Raw genomic sequence first — 22,231 nt, 5'->3', positions numbered from 1 at the left:
GGCGGCAGGCGCCGGAGGGCGGGGCTCGGAGGGAGGGGGCGGCATGTACAGGTCCATCATCGTTCCGGTCGACATCGCGCAGCCGAGCAGCTGGCGCTTCGCCCTGCCCCAGGCGCTGGCGCTCGCCGAGCCCGGCGGCGCGCGGGTTGCCCTGGTCACCGTCGTGCGCGAGCTGAAGGCGATGTTCGAGGGCGTCTACTTTCCCTTCCAGCTGGAGCAGCTGGCCGGTGACGCGGAGCGCAAGCTCGCGGCGATCGCCGCCGAGGCCGGGGGCGCGGCGCCGGGCACGGGGGCGGGCACGGGGGCGGGCGGCGTCGAGATCGCGCGCGAGGTCCGCTTCGGCAGCATCGGGCACGAGGTCCTGGCCTGCGCGGCGGAGCGCCGGGCCGACCTGATCGTCATGGAATCGCACCGGCCCGAGATGCTCGACTACCTGATCGGGCCGAACGCCGCCCACGTCGCCCAGAACGCCCCCTGCTCGGTCTTCGTGCTGCGCTCCCACGGCGGCTGAGGCCGGCTTCCGGGGCCGCCTCGAAGGCGGGGCGGGGCGGCGAAAAATTCGCGATGTGACTCGCCGGTTCCTGCCCTATAAATCCGCGACGGATTGACACAGAGGGAGGAATCCATGCTTCGCCGTCCGGGGCTTGCTCTTGCGGCCGCGGTCGTGGCCGCGGCGGTGTCCACCGCGGCTCACGCCGATACCTTCATCAACATCCTGACCGGCGGTCAGGCGGGCGTCTACTACCCGCTGGGCGTCGCGCTCGAGAAGATCTACGCCGGCGCCGTGCCGGGGGCCCGCCCGTCGGTCCAGTCGACGAAGGCATCGGTCGAGAACCTCAACCTGATCCAGGCCGGCCGCGGCGAGGTCGCCTTCACGCTCGGCGACTCCCTGCTCAACGCCTGGCAGGGCAACGCGGAGGTCGGCTTTCCGAAGAAGCTCGACAAGCTGCGCACGATCGCCGCGATCTATCCGAACTACGTCCAGATCGTCGCCTCCAGGGAGTCCGGCATCAAGACGCTGGCCGACCTGAAGGGCAAGCGACTGTCGGTCGGCGCGCCGAAGTCCGGCACCGAGCTCAACGCCCGCACCATCCTCGGCGCGGCCGGCATCGGCTACGGCGACCTCGGCAAGGTCGAGTACCTGCCCTTCGCCGAGTCGGTGGACCTGATGAAGAACCGCCAGCTCGACGCCACCCTGCAGTCGGCCGGTCTCGGCGTCGCCTCGCTGCGCGATCTCGCCAGCTCGATCCCGATCACCGTGGTCGAGGTGCCTGCCGAGGTCGTCGAGAAGATCGGCGCGCCCTACCGCGCGGCGGTGATCCCGGCCGGGACCTACGACGGGCAGGACGCCGACGTGAAGACCGCCTCGGTGATCAACTACCTGGTGACCCGCTCCGACCTCGACGAGGAGACGGTCTACCAGATGACCAAGGCGCTGTTCGAGCACCTGGGCGACCTGGTGGCCGCCCACTCGGCCGCCAAGGCGATCAAGCTCGACAAGGCGGCGACCGACTCGCCGGTGCCGCTGCACCCGGGTGCGGAGCGCTTCTACAAGGAAAAGGGCCTGCTGTGAGGCACCGCCTCCGGGCCTGATCGGCAAGGGCAGCGACCCGGTCGTCCCCGCCGGGCGGGAGCGGCCGGGTCGGTCCGTTTCGGGCCGCTCTTTCGGAGCCCAGGAAACAGAACGCCATGACCAGTGACGCTCAGGCCGCGGCCGACCAGGCCGAGCACATCCCCGGCTGGGGCGCCGGCCGTCTCGGCCGTCTGCTCTTCGGCATCGCGGTCGCCTTCTCCGCCTTCCAGCTCTGGACCGCCGCCTATTCGCCGCTGCCCAGCCAGGTCGTCCGCTCGGTTCACGTCGGCTTCCTGCTGCTGCTGTTCTTCGGCCTGGTCGCCAACGCCGCCGGCGGGGGCCGGCGCCTGTTCTGGTCGGCCGCGGCGGTGATCGGCTTCCTGGTCGGGCTCTACCACTGGGTCTTCTACCAGGACCTGATCCTGCGCGCCGGCATGCCGGACGATCTGGACCTCGCGGTCGGCGTCGTCGCCGTGGCCCTGGTCTTCCTGGCCGGCGTCCGGATGATCGGGCCGGCCCTGCCGATCATCTGCGCCGTCTTCCTGGCCTACGCGCTCTGGGGCCATCTGCTGCCGAGCCCGCTCGACCACCGGCCCTACGCCTTCGACCAGGTCGTCGACATCCTGTTCCTCGGCACCGAGGGCATCTACGGCACGCCGATCTACGTCTCCTCCTCCTACATCTTCCTGTTCATCCTGTTCGGCTCGTTCCTCGAGCGCGCCGGCATGATCCAGCTGTTCACCGACGTCTCGCTCGGCCTGGTCGGCCACACCCGCGGCGGCCCGGCCAAGGTCTCGGTGGTCTCCTCGGGCCTGATGGGTACGATCAACGGCTCGGGCGTCGCCAACGTGGTGACGACCGGCGCCTTCACGATCCCGCTGATGAAGCGCTACGGCTTCCGGCCGGCCTTCGCCGGCGGCGTCGAGGCGACGGCCTCGATGGGCGGCCAGATCATGCCGCCGGTGATGGGCGCGGTCGCCTTCATCATGGCCGAGACCCTGGGCGTCGAGTACGTGACCATCGTCAAGGCGGCGATCGTCCCGGCCCTGCTCTACTTCCTGACCGTGTTCTGGATGGTCCATCTGGAATCCGGCCGGCTCGGCCTCTGGGGCCTGCCCAAGGCCGAGCTGCCGAGCGCGCTCGGCGCGCTCAGGGCGCGCTGGTTCCTGACCCTGCCGCTGGCGGCGCTGATCTACCTGCTGTTCTCAGGCTACACGCCGCTCTTCGCCGGCACGGTCGGGCTCGGCCTGACCGTGCTCATCGTGCTCGGCGGGCCGGTCTCGAACCGCCTGCCGCTGGCTCTGCGGGTGCTGTTCTGGGTCGCCCTCGGCCTGCTCGCCGCGGCCGCCTTCGGCACGACCTTCCGGCTCTTCGGCACGCCGCTGCGCGGCATCACCCTGGTCTTGGCGCTGATCGCGCTGCTGGTCGCGGTCAACCTGGCCGTGCGCGGCGGCCGCGCGACCCTGCGGCTCTGCCTGGAGAGCCTCGGCGAGGGCGCCAGGAACGCCCTGCCGGTCGGCGTCGCCTGCGCCCTGGTCGGCGTCATCATCGGCGTACTGGTGCTGACCGGTGCCGCGACGACCTTCGCGATCTTCATCGTCTCGATCGGCCAGCACTCGCTGTTCCTCTCGCTGGTCCTGACCATGCTGACCTGCCTGGTGCTCGGCATGGGCATCCCGACGATCCCGAACTACATCATCACCTCCTCGATCGCCGGCCCGGCGCTGCTGCAGCTGGGCGTGCCGCTGATCGTCAGCCACATGTTCGTCTTCTACTTCGGCATCATGGCCGACCTGACGCCGCCGGTCGCGCTGGCCGCCTTCGCGGCGGCGCCGATCGCCCGCGAGAGCGGCATGAAGATCGGCCTGCAGGCGGTGCGCGTCGCCGCCGCCGGCTTCGTCGTGCCCTTCATGGCGGTCTACGCGCCGACCATCATGCTGCAGGACGGCGGGCCGCTGGCCCAGGCGATCGGCTTCTGGCCCGCCGTCGCCGTCACCGTGACCAAGGCGGTCATCGCGATCGGCCTGTGGGGCGCCACCGCGATCGGCTGGGCCGGCCGGCCGCTGGCCTGGTGGGAGCGGCTCTGGTCCTTCGCCGCGGCCGCCCTGCTGATCGCCTCGCTGCCGCTCAGCGACGAGGCCGGCCTGGCCGCCGGCGCGGCCTTCGCCGCCTGGGTCTGGTGGCGGACCCGGGCGGCGGCGCCGGCCGCGGGCTGAGACAGCACGCATGAGTGTGCTCTGCCTGGCCGGCGGCGGGGTTGTCGCCAGGATCGCCGCGACCGCCTTCACGCTCGCCTGGATGCACACGGTCGAGCGGATTCCCTGGGAGGAGGACTGGCGGGTCGAGGGCGACCGGCTGGTCGTCGTCGAGTCGCGGGTCAAGGGCTCCGGGGCCGGCATGGACCCGCCGCCCGAGGCCAGGCTGCTCGACGGCTTCTACCGCTGGACGCCCGAGCAGGGCGAGCGCAGGGAGGTGATCCTGCGCCGCTCGCCGGCGCCGAACGTCGGCGACTGGACGCTCTGCGCCCTCGGCACCTGCCGTAAGCTCGGCGAGATCCTGCCGCCCGACGCCGATCCGGTGCGCCTCTATCCCTGCGAGTGAGCGGCCCCCTCATGGGCGAGCAGCCAGCGCTTGCGCTCCAGGCCGCCGCCGTAGCCGGTCAGCGAGCCGTCGCTGCCGATCACCCTATGGCAGGGCACCACGATGGCGACCGGGTTGGCGCCGTTGGCCAGGCCGACGGCGCGCACCGCCGCCGGCCTGCCGATCCGTTCCGCGAGCCTGCGGTAGGAGATCGTCGTGCCGCAGGGAATCGCGCGCAGCGCCTGCCAGACCGCGCGCTGGAAGGCGGTGCCGCCGGTTGCGGACGGCAGGCCGTCGATGCTGCCGAGGTCGCCCTCGAAGTAGGCGGCCATCCGGCCGCTCAGGCCGCCCGGGTCGCGGTCCCGGACCGTCTTCCAGCCGCCGGCGCCGTAGTGCCGGCGCAGCAGCAGCGCCATGCGGTGCTCGTAGTCGCTCCAGTCGAGGCTGCGCAGGCGGTCCTCCTCGTCGGCCAGCAGCAGCAGCTCGCCGATCGGCGTCGCCAGGCGGTCGAGGCGCAGGGTCAATGGACGGACGTTCAGGGTGTCAGGCACGGCGTTCCTCCGCATCGGCGGCCCAGAGGTGCTGGGCGGCATAGGCCCGCCAGGGCCGCCAGGGCTCGGCGCGGCGCACCAGCTCGGCCGGGCTCGGCCGGCCGCCGTCCGGCGCCGCGGCGCCGCGCAGCAGGCCGATGTCGCTGGCCGGGAAGGCGTCGGTCTCGCGCAGCGCGCGCAGGGCGATGTAGTGCGCCGTCCAGTCGCCGATCCCGGGGATCGCACGCAGCCGCGCCACCGCCTGCTCGATGTCGCCGAAGGGCCGGAACAGCTGCGGGTCGGCGAGCGTCGCCTCGGCGAGGGCCCTGAGCGCTGCGCGCCGGGCCTGCGGCATGCCGAGCGCGGCGAGATCGGCGGCGGCGACCCGTTCCGGGCCCGGAAAGGCATGGCTCAGGCCGGCCAGGGCGAGGCCGTCCGGCAGCGGCAGGCCGCAGAGCGCGACCAGCTTGCCCGCGAGGGCGCGGGCGGCAGCGACCGTGACCTGCTGGCCCAGGACGGCGCGCACCGCCAGCTCGAAGCCGTCCCAGCCGCCCGGTGCGCGCAGGCCGGGCCGGGCCGCGACCAGGCGGGCCAGGAAGGGGTCGCGCGACAGGTGGTCACCGATCGTCTCGATGTCGGCACCCAAGTCGAAGACCCGGCGGACCCGCGCCACCACCGCCGGCAGGGCGCGCACCGAGGGATGGCGGATCGTGACCGCCAGGCGGGCCGGTGCCGGCTCGTGGCGCACCTCGACGGTGCCGGGCGCGCCGGCCTCGGCCAGGGTCCGGCGGTAGAGGTCGTCCGCCACGACCTCGACGCCGGCGATCGCCCGCGCCGAGAGGAAGGCGAGCATGGCGGGCCAGTCGTAGGGCGGCCGGTAGCTGAGCCTGAGGGTGACGCCGGCGGTGTCCGGCGGGGCCTCGGCCAGGGCCCTGCGGCGCAGGGCGCTGGGCGGCCGGCCGTAGAGGGCGCGAAAGGTCTCGTTGAAGCGGCGCTGGCTGCCGAAGCCGGCGGCCAGCGCGACCTCGGCCATCGGCAGGCTCGTCTCCTGGATCAGCTGCTTGGCGAAGAGCACGCGGCGGGTCTGGGCGACGGCGACCGGCGAGGCGCCGAGGTGCTGCCGGAACAGCCGCCTGAGCTGCCGCCCGCCCAGCCCGAGCCGGGCCGCCAGCGCCTCGACCCCCGACTCGGGCCCCGACTCGGGCCCCGACTCGGGCCCGCGCTCAGGCCCGGCCTCGCCCGGCCCGTCGCGATCGCCGTCGAGCGCCCCCTCGGCGATCAGCGCCAGGGCGCGCTGCACGGAGTTCGAGGTGCCGCGCCAGGAGGCGAGGTCGGGCGCCGTCTCGGGCCGGCAGCGCAGGCAGGGCCGGAAGCCGTTCTCCTGGGCCGCCGCCGCCGAGGGGAAGAAGCGGCAGTTCGCGGCCTTCGGCGTGCGCGCCGGGCAGATCGGCCGGCAGTAGATGCCGGTCGAGGTGACCCCGACGAAGAGCCGGCCGTCGAAGCGCGCATCGCGGCTCTGGATCGCCCGATAGCAGGCAGCCGGATCCTCCAGCAGGTCACCGGGCCACGCGACGGCGGGGAGAGGCAGGTTGTCCATCGCCCGAGACTGTCACGGCCGCGCCCGCCACGCTCGCGGTTTTCGGACATGGATGGCGCGCCGCCGCGTCCTGCGGCAGCCGATGCTCGGTCAGCGCCGCCCGGCCAGCAGCCGGCGGACCATCTGCGGGGCGACGCCCAGGTAGTTGGCCGGCTCGACCAGCGCGGCCAGCTCCGCGCGGCTCGCCGCGGCGGCGATCCGCGGCTCGGCGGCGAGCGCGTCGAGGAAGGCGATGCCCTCGTCGAGCGCCCTGCGGCAGCAGTCGTAGACCAGGTCGTGGGCGACGCCGCGGCCGAGCTTCGAGGCCAGGCCCATCATCACCGCCTCGGCGACGATCAGCCCGCCGCTCGACTCGAGCGTCCTGCGCATCGCCTCGGGATGGACCTCCAGCCCGGCCAGGGTCTCGCGCGCCGCCTTGAGGCCGGCCGAGGCGGCCAGGAAGGCGGTCGGCAGGGCCTGCCACTCGACCTGCCACTGGCCGGTCGCGCGCTCGTGGTCCTGGACCAGGGCGTCGAGCATCGCCGCATGCTGCTCGCGGGCCAGCTTGGCGGCCGCCAGCATCAGCTCGCTGGCGATCGGGTTGCGCTTCTGCGGCATGGTCGAGCTGGAGCCGCGGCCCGGGATGAAGGGCTCGAAGACCTCGCCGACCTCGGTCTGCATCAGCAGCATGATGTCGTAGCCGATCTTGCCCAGGCTGGCCGCGACCAGGGCCAGGAAGCCGCTGGTCTCGGCGAAGGCGTCGCGGATCGTGTGCCAGGTCATGGCGGGACGGCCAAGGCCGAGCTCCGCCATCAGCGCGTCCTGGACCTCCAGGCCCCGGTCGCCGAGCGAGGCCAGGGTGCCGGCGGCCCCGGCGAACTGGCCGACCAGCAGGCGGGGCTTGAGCTCGCGGAGCCGCTCGCGGTGGCGGTCGATGCCCGACAGCCAGGTCGCGGCCTTGTAGCCGAAGGTGATCGGCAGGGCGTGCTGCAGGTGGGTGCGCCCGGCCATCGGCGTCTCGGCGTGCATCTCGGCCAGCGTGGCGAGGCTCGCGGCGATCGCCTCCAGGTCGGCCTCGACCAGGGCCAGGGCGTCGCGCAGCTGCAGCACGTCGGCCGTGTCCATGATGTCCTGGGTCGTCGCCCCCCAGTGGGCGTACCTGCCGAGGCCGTCCTCGGCCCAGGTCGAGAGCTGGTCGACCAGCGGCTTGATCGGATAGCCGACCAGGCGGGTCTTCTTCGCCAGCGGCTCCCAGTCGACCTTCTCGACCCGCGCCGCCGCGGTGATCGCCGCGCCCGCCTCGGCCGGGATCAGGCCGAGCCCGGACTGGGCGCGCGCCAGCGCCGCCTCGACGTCGAGGTAGCGCTGGACGATGGCCTCGTCGCTGAACAGGGCGCGCATCTCGGCGCTGCCGAACATCTCGCCGAACAGCTTGGATTCGAGCACGAGGGAAGGCATGGCGGGGTCCTGGAGGTAGCCGGTGTCTGACTGCGGTGGCGACCCTAGCCGGCGCTGGCGCCGGACGGAACGCAGATTGTAGGCTGGCGCGGCGAACAGGGAGGCAGGGCGTTGAAGATCGTCGAGGTTGTCGAGGGCGAGGGCCCGGTGGTGCTCGGCCAGCCGCACGGCGGCACCGAGGTGCCGGAGGAGATCCGCGCGCGGCTCAATGCCGTCGGCGCCGGCCTGTCCGACACCGACTGGCACATCGGCCGGCTCTACGACGGCCTGCTGCCCGGCGCCACGGTCGTGCAGGCGCGCCTGCACCGCTACGTGATCGACTGCAACCGCGACCCCTCGGGCGCCTCGCTCTATCCGGGCCAGGCGACGACCGGCCTCTGCCCGGTCACCGATTTCGACGGCCGCCCGCTCTGGTCGGCCGGCGCGGAACCGGACGAGGCCGAGATCGCGCGGCGGCGGGACGCCTACCACGCGCCCTACCACGCCGCGCTGGCCGCCCAGATCGAGCGGGTCCGGGCGCGCCACGGCGTCTGCCTGTTCTTCGACTGCCACTCGATCCGCTCCCTGGTGCCGCGGCTCTTCGAGGGCCGGCTGCCGACCTTCAACCTCGGCACCAACGGCGGCGCCTCCTGCGCGCCCGCGGTCGAGTCGGCGGTGCGCGACGCCGTCGCGGCCCTGGCCGAGGGCCCCGGCGACTGGGTGCTCAACGGCCGCTTCAAGGGCGGCTGGTGCACCCGCCACTACGGCCGCCCGGAGCAGGGCCTCCATGCCGTCCAGCTCGAGCTGGCCCAGCGCGCCTACATGGAGGAAGTCGCGCCCTGGCGTTACGACCCGGCCAGGGCCGAGGTCACGCGCGGCAAGCTGAAGCAGGTCCTGGAGGCCTTCGCCGGCAGCCTGGCCTGACCAAAGGAGCCCTCACGCCCCTCGACAAGCTCGGGACGAAGCGAAGGGTTGAGAGAGCTGTGAGTCCGCTTCGTCCCGAGCTTGTCGAGGGGCGTGAATTCGCCAGCCCTGCCGGCTTTCCGGCCGCTCAGCGCCGGATCAGCCGGACGCCCAGGAAGCCGAGCGCGATCATCAGGGTGCCGGCGAGCAGGAACGGCGCCGTGAAGCCGGCCCGGTGGGCCAGGGCGCCATAGACCACCGGCCCGGCGCCCTGGCCGAGGAAGAAGCTGGCGGCGAAGAGCGCGACCGCCGAGCCGCGCGCCGTTGGTGCCAGCTCGGTCGCCTGGGTCTGCAGCGAGTTGTGCAGCATGTAGAAGGCGAAGCCGGCGACCAGGAAGACCGCGCCGACCGCCGGCCAGGCCAGCGGCAGGGCCATCGAGAGGTAGCAGAGGCCGAAGAGCACGCCGCCGGCCTGCATCATCCGCCACTGGCCGAGCCCGGCGACGAGGTGCCGGACGGTCAGGCTGTAGAGCACGCCGCCGCCGGCGAAGGCGACCAGCACGATGCCGGCCTCGAAGGCCCCGGAGCCGCCGTGGCCGCCCAGCATCGGCGCGACGAAGGGGAAGGCGCCGAGCACCAGGAAGCCCTCCAGCGCGACCGTGGCGAAGACGGCGAGCGAGACCGGGTTGGCGAGCACCGAGACATAGCGGCTCCGGGCGTCGGCGAAGGACAGGCGGGCGCGCGGCCCCCCCTGGCCCCGCAGGCCGAGCAGGGTGGCCGCGCAGACCAGCGCGGTCAGGCCGGCCGACAGGCCGAAGACCGCGCGCCAGCCGAGCAGCTCGGCGACCGGCCCGCCGGCCGCCGAGCCGCAGACCTGGCCGAGGATCACGGCGATCAGGAAGCGGCTGATCGCGACCTGGCGCCCCGACCAGGGCACCCGGTCGCCGATCAGCGCCATCGCGCCCGGAATGATGCCGCCGGCAAAGCCGCCGGCCAGGATGCGCGCGGCCATCACCGTACCGTAGGTCGGCGCGACGGCCGAGAGCGCGAGGCCGACGGTCAGCACGGCCAGCGCGATGCGGATCAGCAGGGCCTTGCCGATCGCGTCGCCGACCGGGCCGAGCACCACCTGCATCAGGGCGTAGGGCAGGGTGTAGGCCGAGGACAGCAGCGCCGCCTGCTGCAGCGTGACCCCGAGGTCGCCGGCGACCAGCCCGAGCATCGGGTCGGTCGCGCGCAGCGAGACGGCGCTGGCGAAGCCGGCGAGGCCGAGCAGCAGGATCAGGGGCATCGGCAGCGAAGGGTCATGGCAGCGGCCGGCCAGTGGCGGGAGACGGCCATGCTGCCAGCTTGGACGCGGCCGGGCGATCCCCGGCGCCGCAAGGCAGGGTTGATGCGCCGGCTCAGACCTCGCGCCCCAGCAGCCGCTCCTCGAAGGGGAAGGGGCTGAGCAGCTCGATGCCGGTCTCGGTGACCAGGACCTGCTGCTCCAGCTTGACGCCCTCGCCGCCGGCCTCGTCGCCGATGAAGGACTCCACCGAGAGGGTCATGTTCGGGACGACCACGCCGTCGTAGTTGGCACCCGAGTCGTAGTCGGCGTCCTGCACCAGGTAGGGATACTCGCCGGTCGGGCCGTTGCCGTGCATCAGCAGGTAGTAGCGCCGGGCGTAGTAGCGCTCCGGGATCGTCCAGGCCGCCTCGGTGATCTCGCGGAACGACTTTCCGGGGGCGATCAGGCCGAGGTTGTGGTGCAGCTGCTCGAAGGCCGTGCCGTAAAGCCGGCGCTGGTCGTCGGAGGCCGGCCCGTCGCCGACCAGGAAGGTCCGCGAGAAGTCGGCGTAGTAGCCGTGCGGCCCGACCACGTCGGTGTCGTGGGCGACCAGCTCCCCGGCCTGCAGGATCCGCTCGCCGGTCTCCTGGAACCAGGGGTTGGTGCGCGGGCCGGAGGTCAGCAGGCGGGTCTCGACATAGTCGGCGCCGCCGGCGATGACCTCGCGGTGCAGCACGCTCCAGAGCTGCTGCTCGCTCAGGCCCGGGCGGATCGCGTCGCGCAGCTTCGCCTCGCCGCTCATCACGCAGGCCAGGGAGCGGCGGATGCAGACCAGCTCCTCCGGCGTCTTGACCGCGCGGGCGCGCTCGACCGGCTTCTGGGCGTCGAGGATCTGGTAGCCCTTGCGGCGCAGCAGGTGCACGGCCAGCGGGTCGATGCGCTCGACGCCGAGGCGGCTCTCGCCCGGGCAGCGCTCGCTCATCAGCTCGGCGATCTCGGCCGCCCAGCGCGCCGCCGCCGCCTCCAGCAGCTCGGCACGGGCGACGTAGGAGACGGTGGTCGCGACGCGGATCTCGTCGATCGCGGGATTGCCGGCCTCGAGGTGCTCGCAGCCCTCGAACTCGAACAGCGTCACCGGCCCTTCCAGCGGCACGAAGAGGTAGCGTGCCGGATTGCGCAGCAGGAAGGGCGTCATGTTGCGTGCGCCCGAGGCGTAGCGAACGTTGTGCGGATCGGTCAGCACGACCGCCGGATAGCCGTAGCGCGCCATCTCCTGGCGCAGGCGGGCGAGGCGGCCGAGGCGCAGGGCCGTCTCGTCGGGTGCCGGCGGGGCGGGGAAGGCGGGGTCGGGGCGGTAGGCGGGCTGGTCCATCGCCTCAGCCTACGGACCGGGGCGGGGCCCGCAACCCGTTCCGCGACCTGACCGCCGTCGGAAACGGGACGACGCCGTCGAGCGCCCGGGCCGGGTCAGGGGCCGGGTCACGGATAGTTGCAGCTGTCGGCGGTGACCTCGACGAAGCCGCGGCGGTCTGAGACGACCGCGCTGAACAGGTACTCGGTGTCGCGGCGCACCAGGGAGAACTGCAGCGGCAGCTCGCCTTCGACCAGCTTGGGCTTGCCGCCGAGCGGCGTGACCGAGAAATGCAGCGGCTTGGCCGGGTCGAACCAGGCGTTCGGCCGGCCCTGCTCGTCGACCGCCGAGTCGCCGGTCGCGGTCACGGTGATCGTGCTGTCGGCGAAGCCGACCGAGTCCGCGCCGCCCGAGTAGATCGGCGTGCGCACGATGAAGCGCTTGGTCTCCGGCTTGTTGGCGCAGGTTCGCTGCTTCTTCACCGCCTCGACCACGAACTGGACCCGCTCGGCCGGCACGCCGTCGGCGAGGCGCTGGCGCACGAGGTTCAGGATGTCGGCGACCGCGCCCTGCGGGACGTCCGCCTGGTAGCGCTCGTGCCAGCGGGTCTCGGCCTGCTGGGCGCGCGCGACCTCGGCCTGCAGCTGGCTGCGCTGGCTCTCGAAGGCCTCCTGCTCCTGCTGGCTCTTCTCCAGCTTGGTGCGCAGGGCCTCCATCTCGCCGCTGGCGATCTGCTTGCCGAATTCGTAGGCGAGCGCCAGCGAACCGCCGAGCGCGCCGACGATCAGCAGGAATCTGATCACCGCCCAGCGACGCTGGCGACGGCGTCTCAACCGTGTTTCGTGCAGTCCGAGTGACATGATCTGGTGCGTGCCGACCGGGGCGACATAGCAGACCCGCTCGGCCGAACCAAGGCCGCCCTGCCGCCCCCAAGGAAGATGGCCGACGCTAGGCGGCGACTGTGACCGCTTTGCGGCACCCGGGGCGCGCCTCCGGGGAGCCGCTCGGAGCGCCGGGTTTGCACGCCCGGACCGTCGGTGACATATAGCCGGCGACAAGGAGGGCCCGATGGGCGAACCGACAGAACCGACTCGCGAGGACCCGACTCCCGGGGACGCGCTCGCCGACCGCCGCGACCCGTTGATTCCGGTGACCGTGCTGACCGGCTTTCTGGGCAGCGGCAAGACGACCCTGCTCAAGGCCCTGCTGGCCCGCCCGGAACTGGCCGACACCGCCGTCGTGGTCAACGAGTTCGGCGAGGTCGGGCTGGACCACCTGCTGCTCGAGGGCAGCGAGGAGCAGATCGTCGAGCTGTCGAGTGGCTGCCTCTGCTGCACCGTGCGCTGGGACCTGGTCGAGACGCTCGACTCGCTCTGGTCGCGCCGCGCCGCCGGCGAGATCGCCTTCCGCCGGATCGTCGTCGAGACCACCGGCCTCGCCGACCCGGCGCCGATCCTGCACAGCCTGATCAGCGACCCCAGGCTGGCGCGTCGCTACCGCCTGGACGGCGTGGTCACGGTGGTCGACGCCGTCGCCGGCGCCGAGACCCTGGGGCGCCAGCCCGAGGCGGCCAAGCAGGCCGCGGTCGCCGACCGCATCGTCCTCAGCAAGACCGACCTGCCGGAGGCCCGGCCGGACGAGGTGGAGGCCCTGCTGAGGCGGTTCAACCCCTCGGTGCCGGTCGAGCGGGCCAGCCACGGCGCGGTCGAGCCCGGCCGGATCCTCGGGCTCGGCCTGTTCGATCCGGCCAGGAAGCATCCCGACGTCGCGGCCTGGCTCAACGCCGAGGCCTTCGCGGAGGCCCAGGCACACGATCAGGGCCACCGTCACCTGCACGACGTCAACCGCCACGACGCGCGCATCCGCGCCTTCTGCGTCGAGCGCGAGCGGCCGATCGCCTCGGCCAACTTCTCGCTGTTCCTCGAGCTGCTGCTGGCCAACCGCGGCGCCGACCTGCTGCGCGTCAAGGGCCTGGTCGACATCGCCGAGAACCCGGGCCGGCCGGCCGTGCTGCACGGCGTCCAGCACCTGTTCCACCCCGTCGTCTTCCTCGACGCCTGGCCGGGCGGGAGCGCGCGCACCCGTCTGGTCTTCATCGTCCGCGACATCCCGCAGGCCTGGATCGAGAAGCTGCTCGACGCGCTGACCGGGGAACAGGCCGACGACGGCGCCGACCCCCTGCAGGAGATCGCCCGATGACCGCTTCCGACGACCTGCTCGCCGAGGTCCGCTTCGACGCGCGCGGCCTGGTGCCGGCGATCGCCCAGCAGCACGACAGCGGCGAGGTGCTGATGATGGCCTGGATGAACGCCGACTCGATCCGCGAGACCCTGGCGACCGGCCGGGTCTGCTACTGGTCGCGCAGCCGCCAGGCCTTCTGGCGCAAGGGCGAGAGCTCGGGCCACGTCCAGCGGCTGGTCGAGCTGCGCCTCGACTGCGACGGCGATACCCTGCTGCTGCTGGTCGACCAGACCGGGCCGGCCTGTCACACCGACCGGCGCAGCTGCTTCTACCGGGCCGTGCGCGACGACGTCCTGGCCACCATCGCGGAGCCGGTCGCCGGCACGGAGGCCTGATCCGCGTCCTCCCTCTTGGTCCTGCGTTGACTCGGGGGGACGCCCCACGCACTCTCCGGCCCGCCTGCGGCGGGCGAAGCTCGCGTGGCCGGGGGCGTGACCCAGGGGAGTGGAAGAGGCGGGATGAAGACCGAGGACCTGAAGCAGACCATCGAGGCGGCCTTCGAGGAGCGCGACAAGATCGGCCTGGACACCAAGGGCGTGGTCCGCGACGCCGTCGAGCTGTCGCTCGAGGGTCTCGACAGCGGCCGCTACCGGGTCGCCGAGCGCGTCGAGGGCAGGAACGACTGGCAGGTCAACGAGTGGCTGAAGAAGGCGGTGCTGCTGGCCTTCCGGCTCTACCCGACCGCGGTCCAGCCGGGCGGCCCGCGCCACGCCGACCACGGCGAATCGGCCTGGTACGACAAGCTGCCCTCGAAGTTCGCCGGCTGGAGCGAGGAGCACTTCGAGAAGGCCGGCTTCCGCGCCGTGCCGGGCGCCATCGTGCGCCGCTCGGCCTACATCGCGCCGGGCACCGTTCTGATGCCGAGCTTCGTCAACCTCGGCGCCTACGTCGACAGCGGCACCATGGTCGACACCTGGGCGACGGTCGGCTCCTGCGCGCAGATCGGCAAGAACTGCCATCTGTCCGGCGGCGCCGGCATCGGCGGCGTGCTCGAGCCGCTGCAGGCGACCCCGGTGATCATCGAGGACAACTGCTTCATCGGCGCGCGCAGCGAGGTCGCCGAGGGCGTCGTGGTGCGCGAGGGCTCGGTGCTGTCGATGGGCGTCTACCTCGGCGCCTCGACGCCGATCGTCGACCGGACCACGGGCCAGGTGCTGCGCGGCGAGGTGCCGCCCTATTCGGTCGTCGTGCCGGGCACGACGCCGGGCAAGCCGCTGCCCGACGGCTCGCCGGGGCCGGGCCTCTACTGCGCGGTCATCGTCAAGCGCGTCGACGAGCGCACCCGCTCGAAGACCTCGATCAACGAGCTGCTGCGGACCTGAGCGGGAAGGCTGCCCGATGGCCAACGTCGTCGCCCCCGATCCGCTCGACCTGACGCAGCGCCTGATCCGCTGCCCCAGCGTCACGCCGGCGGAGGGCGGCGCGCTGGACCTGCTGCAGTCCGAGCTCGAGGCGCTCGGCTTCGCCTGCACCCGCCTGGTCTTCGAGGAGGAGGGCACGGCGCCGGTCGACAACCTCTACGCCCGGCTCGGCACGGCGCAGCCGAACTTCTGCTTCGCCGGCCATACCGACGTGGTGCCGCCCGGCGATCCGGCCGACTGGTCGACCGATCCCTTCGAGTCGCAGATCGTCGAGGGCGAGCTGATCGGCCGCGGCGCCTCGGACATGAAGGGCGCGATCGCGGCCTTCGTCGCGGCGGCCGGCCGCTTCCTGGCCGGCCGGAGCGGAACGCCGGCGGGCTTCGGGGGCTCGATCTCCCTGCTGATCACCGGCGACGAGGAGGGGCCCTCGATCAACGGCACGCGCAAGGTGCTGGGCTGGCTGGCCGGGCAGGGCGAGACGCTCGACGCCTGCCTGGTCGGCGAGCCGACCAATCCCGACGCGCTCGGCGACATGGTCAAGATCGGCCGGCGCGGCAGCCTGACCGGGACCCTGACGGTCTTCGGCAAGCAGGGCCACACCGCCTATCCGCACCTCGCCGACAACGCCGCGCACCGCCTGGTGCGGATGCTCGGCGCGCTGATCGCCGAGCCGCTCGACCAGGGCACCGAGCACTTCCAGCCCTCGACGCTGCAGATCTCGACCATCGACGTCGGCAATCCGGCGAGCAACGTCGTGCCGGGCAAGGCGACGGCCGCCTTCAACATCCGCTTCAACGACAGCCACAGCGGCGCCTCGCTGGAGCGCTGGCTGCGCACGACGCTCGACGGCGTCGCCGCGGAGTCGGGGGGCGGCCGCTACGAGCTGGCGGTGCGGGTCTCGGGCGAGTCCTTCCTGACCCCGCCGGGGCCGCTGTCGGAAACCCTGGCCGGCGCGATCGAGGCGGTCACCGGGCGCCGCCCGGAGCTCTCGACGACCGGCGGCACCTCGGACGCTCGCTTCATCAAGGACCACTGCCCGGTCGCCGAGTTCGGCCTGGTCGGCAAGACCATGCACCAGGTCGACGAGCGGGCCGCGGTCGCCGACCTCGAGACCCTGACGCGCATCTACGCCAAGGCCCTCGAGGACTATTTCGGGTGACCCGTCCGACGCTCAGCGAAGCCGCCGTGGCCCTCTGGGCCGCCGGCCGGCTGCTGCGCTTCGACCCCGTCGCCTGGCGGACCTTCGACGACACGCCGGAGACCTTCTGGAAGTCCTTCTGGGCGGCGCTGCCGGTGCTGCCGCTCTACCTGCTGATGATCACGCTGCACCTCTCCGACGTCGCCGCCGCCGGCCGGCCGGTGCAGGCCGGCTGGCTCGAGACCGCGCTGATCGTCGGCTTGGCCTACGTGATCTCCTGGACCGCCTATCCGCTGGTGCTGTTCCACCTGACCCGTGCCATGGGCAAGGAGCGGCGCTTCGTGCCGCTGGTTGCGGCGATGAACTGGCTGAACGTGCCGCTGTCGCTGATCGGCACGCTGGCGGTGGTGATCTCGGAGCTCGATCTGCTCGGCAACCTGTCCGGGCTGCTGCGCATCGGCGCGCAGATCTACGTGCTGGTCTGCATGACCCAACTGGTGGTCCGCACGCTCGACCTGCGTGGCTTCCCCGCCTTCGGCGTCGTGCTGATCGGCGTGGTCATCGACTATTTTCTCTTGTTCGCGACGACGGCTACGCTCATTTAATCGGTCCCGCGTCCCGGGCGGCCGGAGTTCCGGTCCCGGCGCGGCTGTGAGAGTTCTGGGGCGGCCCGGCGATGCTGTCGCCGGAGGCCGGCTGGCAAAGGAGGCGGCGATGGCCAAGAAGGTGTTCATCGACGGCGAGGCCGGGACCACGGGCCTGCAGATCCGTGCGCGCCTGGAGAGCCGCCGCGACCTCGAGCTGCTGTCGGTGCCGGCCGAGCGCCGCAAGGACCCCGCCGCCCGAAAGGCGCTGCTCAACGAGGCCGACCTGGTCATCCTCTGCCTGCCCGACGACGCGGCGCGCGAGGCCGTCTCGCTGATCGAGAGCGCCGAGACCCGGGTCATCGACGCCTCGACCGCGCATCGCGTGGCGCCCGGCTGGACCTACGGCTTCCCGGAGATGACCGCCGAGCAGGCCGGCCTGGTCGCCGCCTCGAAGCGCGTCTCCAATCCCGGCTGCTATCCGACCGGCGCGATCGCCCTGATCCGCCCGCTGGTCGAGAACGGCCTGCTGCCGGACGACTTTCCGGTCACGGTGCATGCCGTCTCGGGCTACAGCGGCGGCGGCCGCAAGCTGATCGAGTCCTTCGAGGGCGTCGCCGGGGCCGAGCCGATCGAGGCCAACTACTTCCTCTACGGCCTGGAGCTGAAGCACAAGCACCTGCCGGAGATGCAGGCCCACGCCCGGCTCCGGCATCCGCCGATCTTCGTGCCGAGCGTCGGCCGCTTCGCCCAGGGCATGCTGGTCCAGGTGGCCCTGCCGCTCTGGGCGCTGCCCGGCAAGCCGGCGGCCGCCGACCTGCGCGAGGCGCTGGAGGAGAGCTATGCCGGCCAGCGCTTCGTCTCGGTCGCCTCGCCGGCCGAGAGCGGGCAGCTGGCGCGTCTCGATCCCGAGGCGCTGAACGGCACCAACGACCTGCGTCTCTACGTGTTCGCCAACGAGAAGCAGGAGCAGGCGCTGCTGGTCGCCCAGCTCGACAACCTCGGCAAGGGCGCCTCGGGCGCGGCGGTGCAGAATCTCAACCTGATGCTCGGCGCCGAGCTCGAGCTCGGCCTCGCCGCCTAGGCGGCCGCAAGAACGCGGGTGACCAGCAGTCAGCCGACGCTCCGGCCCGCGCCCTCGGCGATGGAGGGCCTGCGGCGCCTGACCGGCGGACCGGGGACGGCGGACCGCCGGGCGTGGCGGGAGTGCCGTCTCGCCCTCGAGGCCTCCGGCCTGCGCCACACGGTGCTCGGCCCGCGACGCTCCGGTGGGCTGCTCTACCGCAGCGCGCCGGCCATGGCACGGGCGCTGCGGCTGGTCGGGCTGCACGGCCTCGGCGAGCGCAACGCCCGGACGCCGGTCCTGGAGCGGCGGGAGCTGGCGCTGCAGGCCCTGCCGGCGGCCTTCGAGGGCTACCGGATCCTGCATCTCTCGGATCCGCACTTCGAGAACCTGCCGGGCCTCGCCGAGAGCGCTGCCCGGCAGCTGCGCGACGCGGCCGTCGACCTCGTCGCGATCACCGGCGACTTCCAGCACCACTGGTGGGTCGAGCCGCAGGCCGCCGTCGAGGCCCTGGCCCTGCTGCTCGACGGCCTGCGGGCCGCCGACGGCTGCCTTGCCGTGCTCGGCAACCACGACGGCGCCGGCCTGGTCGAGCCGCTCGAGGCGGCGGGCGTGCTGGTGCTGGTCAACGAGCACGCGGCGGTGACGCGCGGCGGCGAGCGCCTGATCTTCACCGGCACCGACGACCCGGCCTGCTTCTTCACCGCCGGAGCCCTGTCCGCGCTCGAGGCGGCGCCGGAGGGGCTGCGCATCGCCCTGGTGCACTCGCCCGAGCTGGCCCAGCCGGCGGCCGCCGCCGGCCACAGCCTCTACCTCTGCGGCCACACCCACGGCGGCCAGATCTGCCTGCCCGGCGGCCGACCGCTGGTCACGCAGCTGACCGTGAACCGCCACCTGGCGCGCGGCTGGTGGCGCCAGGGCGCCATGGTCGGCCACACCAGCCGCGGCCTCGGCAGCGCCAACCTGTCGGTGCGCTTCAACTGCCCGCCGGCCATGACCCTGATCACCTGCCGCCGTCCCGCCTGACCGGCGACGCTCAGTAGCGCACCGAGACCAGGGTCAGGCCGTCGGGCGGCGCAGTCTGCCCCGCGGCACGGCGGTCGCGCGCCGCGAGGGCCCGGCTGACGTCGTCGGCCGTCCAGCGGCCGTCGCCGACCATCCGCAGGGTGCCGGCCAGGATCCGGACCTGGTTGTGGAGGAACGAGCGGGCCGCGACCTCCAGCTCCACGACATCGCCGCGGCGCGTCACCCGCAGCAGGTCGAGGGTGCGCAGGGCGTCCCTGGCCTGGCACTCGCTGGAGCGGAAGGACTCGAAGTCGTGGTGGCCGAGCAGGCGGTCGGCGGCCTGCTGCATGGCTGCCGCGTCGAGCGGCTGCGGCACCCACCAGGCGCGGCCGCGGTCGAGTACCAGCGGCGCCCGGCGGTTGACGATGCGGTAGCGGTAGCGCCGCTCGACCGCCGAGAAGCGGGCGTGGAACCCGGCGTCGGCCGGCTCGGCGGTCAGCACGGCGGCCGGCCGCGGCTTCAGGTGGAAGTTGACGGCGTCGCGCAGCTTGTCGGGCAGCGCGTCGCGCTCCAGGTCCAGGTGCGCGACCTGGCCTTCGGCATGGACGCCGGTGTCGGTCCGCCCGGCGCCGTGCACCGTGACCCGCTCGCCGCAGAAGGCCGCGACCGCCTCCTCCAGCGCCTGCTGGACCGACAGGCCGTTGGCCTGGCGCTGCCAGCCGACGAAGCCGGCGCCGTCGTACTCGATGGTCAGCTTGTAGCGGGGCACGGCAGGCGGGTCCCGGCGGCGATCGGATAGCCGCGCAGCAGGGCCTCGGTCGCCATCGCCGCCTTGCCGGGGCGCTGCACCAGGCTCGGCCGCAGCGCGCCCTCGCCGCAGGCGATGGTCAGGCGGCCGTCGAGCACCAGCCCCGGCTCGCCCGCGGCCTCCGCGACCGTCTCGGCGGCGAGCACCTTGAGCCGCGTGCCCTCGTGCTCGAAGAAGGCGCCCGGCCAGGGCGTGAAGGCGCGCACCTGGCGCTCCAGCCGCCAGGCCGGCCGGGTCCAGTCGAGCCGGGCCTCCTCGCGGCTCAGCTTGGTCGCGTAGCTGGCGCCCGCGTCCGGCTGCGGCAGCGCCGGAAGGCTGCCGTCGGCGAGGCCGTCGAGGGCCGGCACGATCAGCCTGGCGCCGAGCGCCGCCAGCTTGTCGTGCAGCGTCCGGCCGGTCTCGTCGGGCGCCAGCGGCAGCGCCTCGCGCAGCAGCATCGGGCCGGTGTCGAGGCCGGCGTCCATCAGCATGATGGTGACGCCGCTCTCGGCGTCGCCGGCCAGGATCGCCCGCTGGATCGGCGCGGCACCGCGCCAGCGCGGCAGCAGCGAGGCGTGGACGTTGACGCAGCCGAGGCGCGGCGCCTCCAGGATCGGGCGCGGCAGGATCTGGCCGAAGGCGACGACCACGGCGGCGTCGAGCGCCAGCGCGGCGAAGGCGGCCTGCTCGGCCGGGTCGCGCAGGCTCGCCGGCGTGCGCACCGGCAGGCCGCGCGCCTCGGCGAAGGCCTGGACCGGCGCCGGCCGGGGCTTCTGGCCGCGCCCGGCCGGCCGCGGCGGCTGGGAGTAGACGCAGGCGACCTCGTGGCCGGCGTCGAGCAGGGCCGCCAGGGTCGCGACGGCGAAGTCCGGGGCGCCCAGGAAGGCGAGGCGCAGGCGCTGTCGGGCTTTCGGGGGGGCCGGAGTCATGACCCAGGGTTTAGCAGGATGTCCGCGGCCGCGCAGCCGTCGGCGTCGCGCGCCGGCTCAGGCCGCGGGGGCCGCCGCCTCGGAATAGGAGGGCAGCTCGGCGGACTTCTTGGCCTTGAGCAGCTTGCGCAGGATCATGTTCCGCTTGAGCGCCGAGATGTGGTCGACGAACAGGATGCCGTCGAGGTGGTCGATCTCGTGCTGGATGCAGGTCGCCAGCAGGCCTTCGGCCTCCAGCTCGCGCGCCGCGCCGGTCTCGTCCAGGTACTTCAGGCGGATCGCCTCCGGGCGCACGACCTCCGCGTAGTGCTCGGGCAGCGACAGGCAGCCCTCCTCGTAGCTGGCGTCCTCGTCGGAGACCCAGACCAGCTCGGGATTGGCGATGCGCAGCGGCTGCGGCGCCTCGCCCTCGCGCGCGATGTCGAGCACGATGACCCGCTTCATGACGCCGACCTGGGTGGCGGCGAGGCCGATGCCTGGGGCCGCGTACATCGTCTCCAGCATGTCGTCCATCAGCTGGCGCAGCGCGCTGTCGACGGAGGCGACGGCCTCGGCCTTCTTCTTCAGGCGGGGATCGGGCGCGGTGATGATCGGCAGCTTGGCCATGGCTCTGGACGGACGCGACGTGCAGTTTAGAGGTTTTCGAAACTGCTAGGTATGGGTGCGGGGCGCGCCCGTCAAGACAGCGGCGACTCCGGCAGGCTGCTAGACTGCGCTCCGGAAGGAGGCCGGAGGACCATGGAACTGCAAGCCCTGCTGATCGGCGCGCTCGGTCTCGCCCTCGGCGCGCTGGTCGCGCTGCTCCTGCTGCGCCGGCCCTCGGGCGGGCGCGGCGACGACACCGCGGAGCTGGAGGCCCGCCTGCGCCAGCTCGCGGAGAGCCAGGCCGCGACCCAGGCGCAGACCGCCGAGGCCCTGCGCGGCCAGGAGCGGGCGCTGGCCGAGGCGCTCGATGCGCGCTTCGGCGACTTCGCCAAGAAGGTCGGCGACCGCCTGCAGGAGGGCGCCCAGGCCCAGGGCACGACGCTCGGCGAGCTGCGCGAGCGCCTCGCGGTGATCGACAAGGCCCAGCAGAACATCACCCAGCTCTCGACCCAGGTCGTCGGCCTGCAGGACATCCTGTCCAACAAGCAGGCGCGCGGCGCCTTCGGCGAGGTCCAGCTGCACGACCTCGTGACCTCGATCCTGCCGCCCTCGGCCTATGCCTTCCAGGCGGCGCTGCCCGGCAACGTGCGCGTCGACTGCCTGCTGCTGCTGCCCAATCCGCCGGGCTCGATCGCCATCGACTCGAAGTTCCCGCTGGAGAGCTACCGGGCACTGCGCGACGCGCCGGACGACGCCGGGCGGCAGGCCGCCGTCCGGAGCTTCCGCCAGGACGTGCGCAACCACGTCAAGGCGATCCGCGACAAGTACATCGTGCCGGGCGAGACCGCCGAATCGGCGCTGCTGTTCCTGCCCAGCGAGGCGGTCTATGCCGAGCTGCACGCCAACTTCTCCGAGCTGGTCGAGGAGTCCTACCGGGCGCGGGTCTGGATCGTCTCGCCGACCACCCTGATGGCGACGCTCAACACCGTGCGCGCCGTGCTCAAGGACGTGCGCATGCGCGAGCAGGCCGGACTGATCCAGGCCGAGGTGCAGCGCCTGCTGGAGGACGTGAAGCGGCTCGACGAGCGGGCGGGCCGGCTGCAGAAGCACTTCGACCAGGCGACCAACGACCTGCGCGAGATCCGCATCTCGACCGAGAAGGTGACCAAGCGCGGCGAGCGCATCGAGGAGGTGCAGGTCGAGGCGGTGGAGCCCGATGCGGCGCTGGCGCCCGCGCCGCTTCCGGGGCAGCGGGCGGCCGAGTAGACAAGCCTCTTGCCTGCGGCCGGCCCACTGTTCCAGAAGAGAGGCGTCAGGT

22 protein-coding genes are annotated in these 22,231 nt (G+C 73.1%); 13 read left to right on the top strand and 9 right to left on the bottom strand.

Going from position 1 to position 22,231, the window contains the following annotated elements; translation table 11 throughout:
* Positions 1–43: 43 nt before the first annotated feature.
* The 4 genes from B9O00_RS07305 to B9O00_RS07290 all read left to right on the top strand — a co-directional run bounded on the left by B9O00_RS07305 (position 44) and on the right by B9O00_RS07290 (position 4,174).
* The gene (locus B9O00_RS07305; protein WP_085121810.1) at positions 44–511 is read left to right on the top strand and encodes a universal stress protein; all 468 of its coding nucleotides are present in this window, start codon (positions 44–46) and stop codon (positions 509–511) included.
* 114 nt (positions 512–625) lie between these two features.
* Positions 626–1,573 (top strand): TAXI family TRAP transporter solute-binding subunit, encoded by a 948-nt coding sequence (locus B9O00_RS07300; protein WP_085121809.1) that lies wholly within the window; start codon positions 626–628, stop codon positions 1,571–1,573.
* Between the two features lie 116 nt (positions 1,574–1,689).
* On the top strand, positions 1,690–3,789 hold the full coding sequence (locus tag B9O00_RS07295; RefSeq protein WP_085121808.1) for a TRAP transporter permease: 2,100 nt from the start codon (positions 1,690–1,692) through the stop codon (positions 3,787–3,789).
* A 10-nt stretch (positions 3,790–3,799) separates the two neighbouring features.
* A complete protein-coding gene (locus B9O00_RS07290) occupies positions 3,800–4,174 on the top strand; it encodes a DUF1850 domain-containing protein (protein WP_085121807.1) in 375 nt (124 codons plus the stop codon).
* Here B9O00_RS07290 and ogt read toward each other — a convergent pair.
* The 3 genes from ogt to pcaB form a co-directional block, all read right to left on the bottom strand.
* Positions 4,159–4,704, bottom strand: coding sequence for a methylated-DNA--[protein]-cysteine S-methyltransferase (gene ogt, locus B9O00_RS07285; protein WP_322111168.1), 546 nt, complete (start codon positions 4,702–4,704; stop codon positions 4,159–4,161). The two genes, B9O00_RS07290 and ogt, sit on opposite strands and share 16 nt — an antisense overlap.
* Entirely contained in the window at positions 4,697–6,280 is a 1,584-nt protein-coding gene (locus tag B9O00_RS07280) for an AlkA N-terminal domain-containing protein (RefSeq protein ID WP_085121805.1), read from the bottom strand. The genes ogt and B9O00_RS07280 overlap by 8 nt, the downstream gene beginning before the upstream one ends.
* 90 nt (positions 6,281–6,370) lie before the next feature.
* Positions 6,371–7,717 (bottom strand): 3-carboxy-cis,cis-muconate cycloisomerase, encoded by a 1,347-nt coding sequence (gene pcaB / locus B9O00_RS07275; RefSeq protein WP_085121804.1) that lies wholly within the window; start codon positions 7,715–7,717, stop codon positions 6,371–6,373.
* A 111-nt stretch (positions 7,718–7,828) separates the two neighbouring features.
* Here pcaB and hutG point away from each other — a divergent pair, with 111 nt between their 5' ends.
* Complete coding sequence (hutG, locus tag B9O00_RS07270; protein ID WP_085121803.1) at positions 7,829–8,620, top strand: N-formylglutamate deformylase; 792 nt, start codon at positions 7,829–7,831, stop codon at positions 8,618–8,620.
* Positions 8,621–8,747: 127 nt separating this feature from the next.
* Here hutG and B9O00_RS07265 read toward each other — a convergent pair whose 3' ends face one another.
* From B9O00_RS07265 to B9O00_RS07255, 3 genes are all read right to left on the bottom strand, one after another.
* Positions 8,748–9,890, bottom strand: a complete 1,143-nt coding sequence (locus B9O00_RS07265; protein ID WP_085121802.1) for an MFS transporter — start codon at positions 9,888–9,890, stop codon at positions 8,748–8,750.
* Between the two features lie 112 nt (positions 9,891–10,002).
* Positions 10,003–11,241: a M24 family metallopeptidase gene (locus B9O00_RS07260; protein ID WP_085121801.1), complete on the bottom strand. Its 1,239-nt coding sequence runs from the start codon at positions 11,239–11,241 to the stop codon at positions 10,003–10,005.
* Positions 11,242–11,348: 107 nt separating this feature from the next.
* Complete coding sequence (locus tag B9O00_RS07255) at positions 11,349–12,053, bottom strand: hypothetical protein (RefSeq protein ID WP_143596174.1); 705 nt, start codon at positions 12,051–12,053, stop codon at positions 11,349–11,351.
* Between the two features lie 235 nt (positions 12,054–12,288).
* On the opposite strand from B9O00_RS07255, the gene B9O00_RS07250 reads away from it, so the two are divergent.
* The 7 genes from B9O00_RS07250 to B9O00_RS07220 all read left to right on the top strand — a co-directional run bounded on the left by B9O00_RS07250 (position 12,289) and on the right by B9O00_RS07220 (position 18,633).
* Positions 12,289–13,419, top strand: a complete 1,131-nt coding sequence (locus tag B9O00_RS07250) for a CobW family GTP-binding protein (RefSeq protein ID WP_085121799.1) — start codon at positions 12,289–12,291, stop codon at positions 13,417–13,419.
* A complete protein-coding gene (gene hisI, locus B9O00_RS07245) occupies positions 13,416–13,796 on the top strand; it encodes a phosphoribosyl-AMP cyclohydrolase (RefSeq protein ID WP_085121798.1) in 381 nt (126 codons plus the stop codon). The genes B9O00_RS07250 and hisI overlap by 4 nt, the downstream gene beginning before the upstream one ends.
* Positions 13,797–13,919: 123 nt before the next feature.
* Positions 13,920–14,783, top strand: a complete 864-nt coding sequence (dapD, locus tag B9O00_RS07240; RefSeq protein ID WP_085121797.1) for a 2,3,4,5-tetrahydropyridine-2,6-dicarboxylate N-succinyltransferase — start codon at positions 13,920–13,922, stop codon at positions 14,781–14,783.
* A gap of 16 nt (positions 14,784–14,799) precedes the next feature.
* Complete coding sequence (gene dapE, locus B9O00_RS07235) at positions 14,800–15,981, top strand: succinyl-diaminopimelate desuccinylase (RefSeq protein WP_085121796.1); 1,182 nt, start codon at positions 14,800–14,802, stop codon at positions 15,979–15,981.
* On the top strand, positions 15,978–16,565 hold the full coding sequence (locus tag B9O00_RS07230) for a YIP1 family protein (protein WP_085121795.1): 588 nt from the start codon (positions 15,978–15,980) through the stop codon (positions 16,563–16,565). The genes dapE and B9O00_RS07230 overlap by 4 nt, the downstream gene beginning before the upstream one ends.
* A 109-nt stretch (positions 16,566–16,674) precedes the next feature.
* Complete coding sequence (argC, locus tag B9O00_RS07225) at positions 16,675–17,628, top strand: N-acetyl-gamma-glutamyl-phosphate reductase (RefSeq protein WP_085121794.1); 954 nt, start codon at positions 16,675–16,677, stop codon at positions 17,626–17,628.
* Between the two features lie 18 nt (positions 17,629–17,646).
* Positions 17,647–18,633 carry a metallophosphoesterase gene (locus tag B9O00_RS07220; protein WP_085121793.1) on the top strand — a complete coding sequence of 329 codons (987 nt, stop codon included), beginning with the start codon at positions 17,647–17,649 and terminating at the stop codon, positions 18,631–18,633.
* Between the two features lie 10 nt (positions 18,634–18,643).
* On the opposite strand, the gene truA is transcribed toward B9O00_RS07220, so the two are convergent.
* From truA to def, 3 genes are read right to left on the bottom strand one after another with little or no spacing between them, the layout of a single operon-like run.
* The gene (gene truA, locus B9O00_RS07215; RefSeq protein ID WP_085121792.1) at positions 18,644–19,381 is read right to left on the bottom strand and encodes a tRNA pseudouridine(38-40) synthase TruA; all 738 of its coding nucleotides are present in this window, start codon (positions 19,379–19,381) and stop codon (positions 18,644–18,646) included.
* On the bottom strand, positions 19,363–20,328 hold the full coding sequence (gene fmt / locus B9O00_RS07210) for a methionyl-tRNA formyltransferase (protein ID WP_085121791.1): 966 nt from the start codon (positions 20,326–20,328) through the stop codon (positions 19,363–19,365). Before fmt ends, truA begins: the two co-directional genes overlap by 19 nt.
* 57 nt (positions 20,329–20,385) lie before the next feature.
* The gene (gene def, locus B9O00_RS07205) at positions 20,386–20,934 is read right to left on the bottom strand and encodes a peptide deformylase (protein ID WP_085121790.1); all 549 of its coding nucleotides are present in this window, start codon (positions 20,932–20,934) and stop codon (positions 20,386–20,388) included.
* A 132-nt stretch (positions 20,935–21,066) separates the two neighbouring features.
* Here def and B9O00_RS07200 point away from each other — a divergent pair, with 132 nt between their 5' ends.
* Positions 21,067–22,179: a DNA recombination protein RmuC gene (locus B9O00_RS07200; protein ID WP_085121789.1), complete on the top strand. Its 1,113-nt coding sequence runs from the start codon at positions 21,067–21,069 to the stop codon at positions 22,177–22,179.
* The last annotated feature ends 52 nt before the right edge of the window (positions 22,180–22,231 follow it).

The sequence above is a fragment of the Tistlia consotensis USBA 355 genome (assembly GCF_900177295.1).
Classification (GTDB): Bacteria; Pseudomonadota; Alphaproteobacteria; order Kiloniellales; family DSM-21159; genus Tistlia; species Tistlia consotensis.
This window is presented reverse-complemented; position numbering and strand designations above follow the sequence as displayed.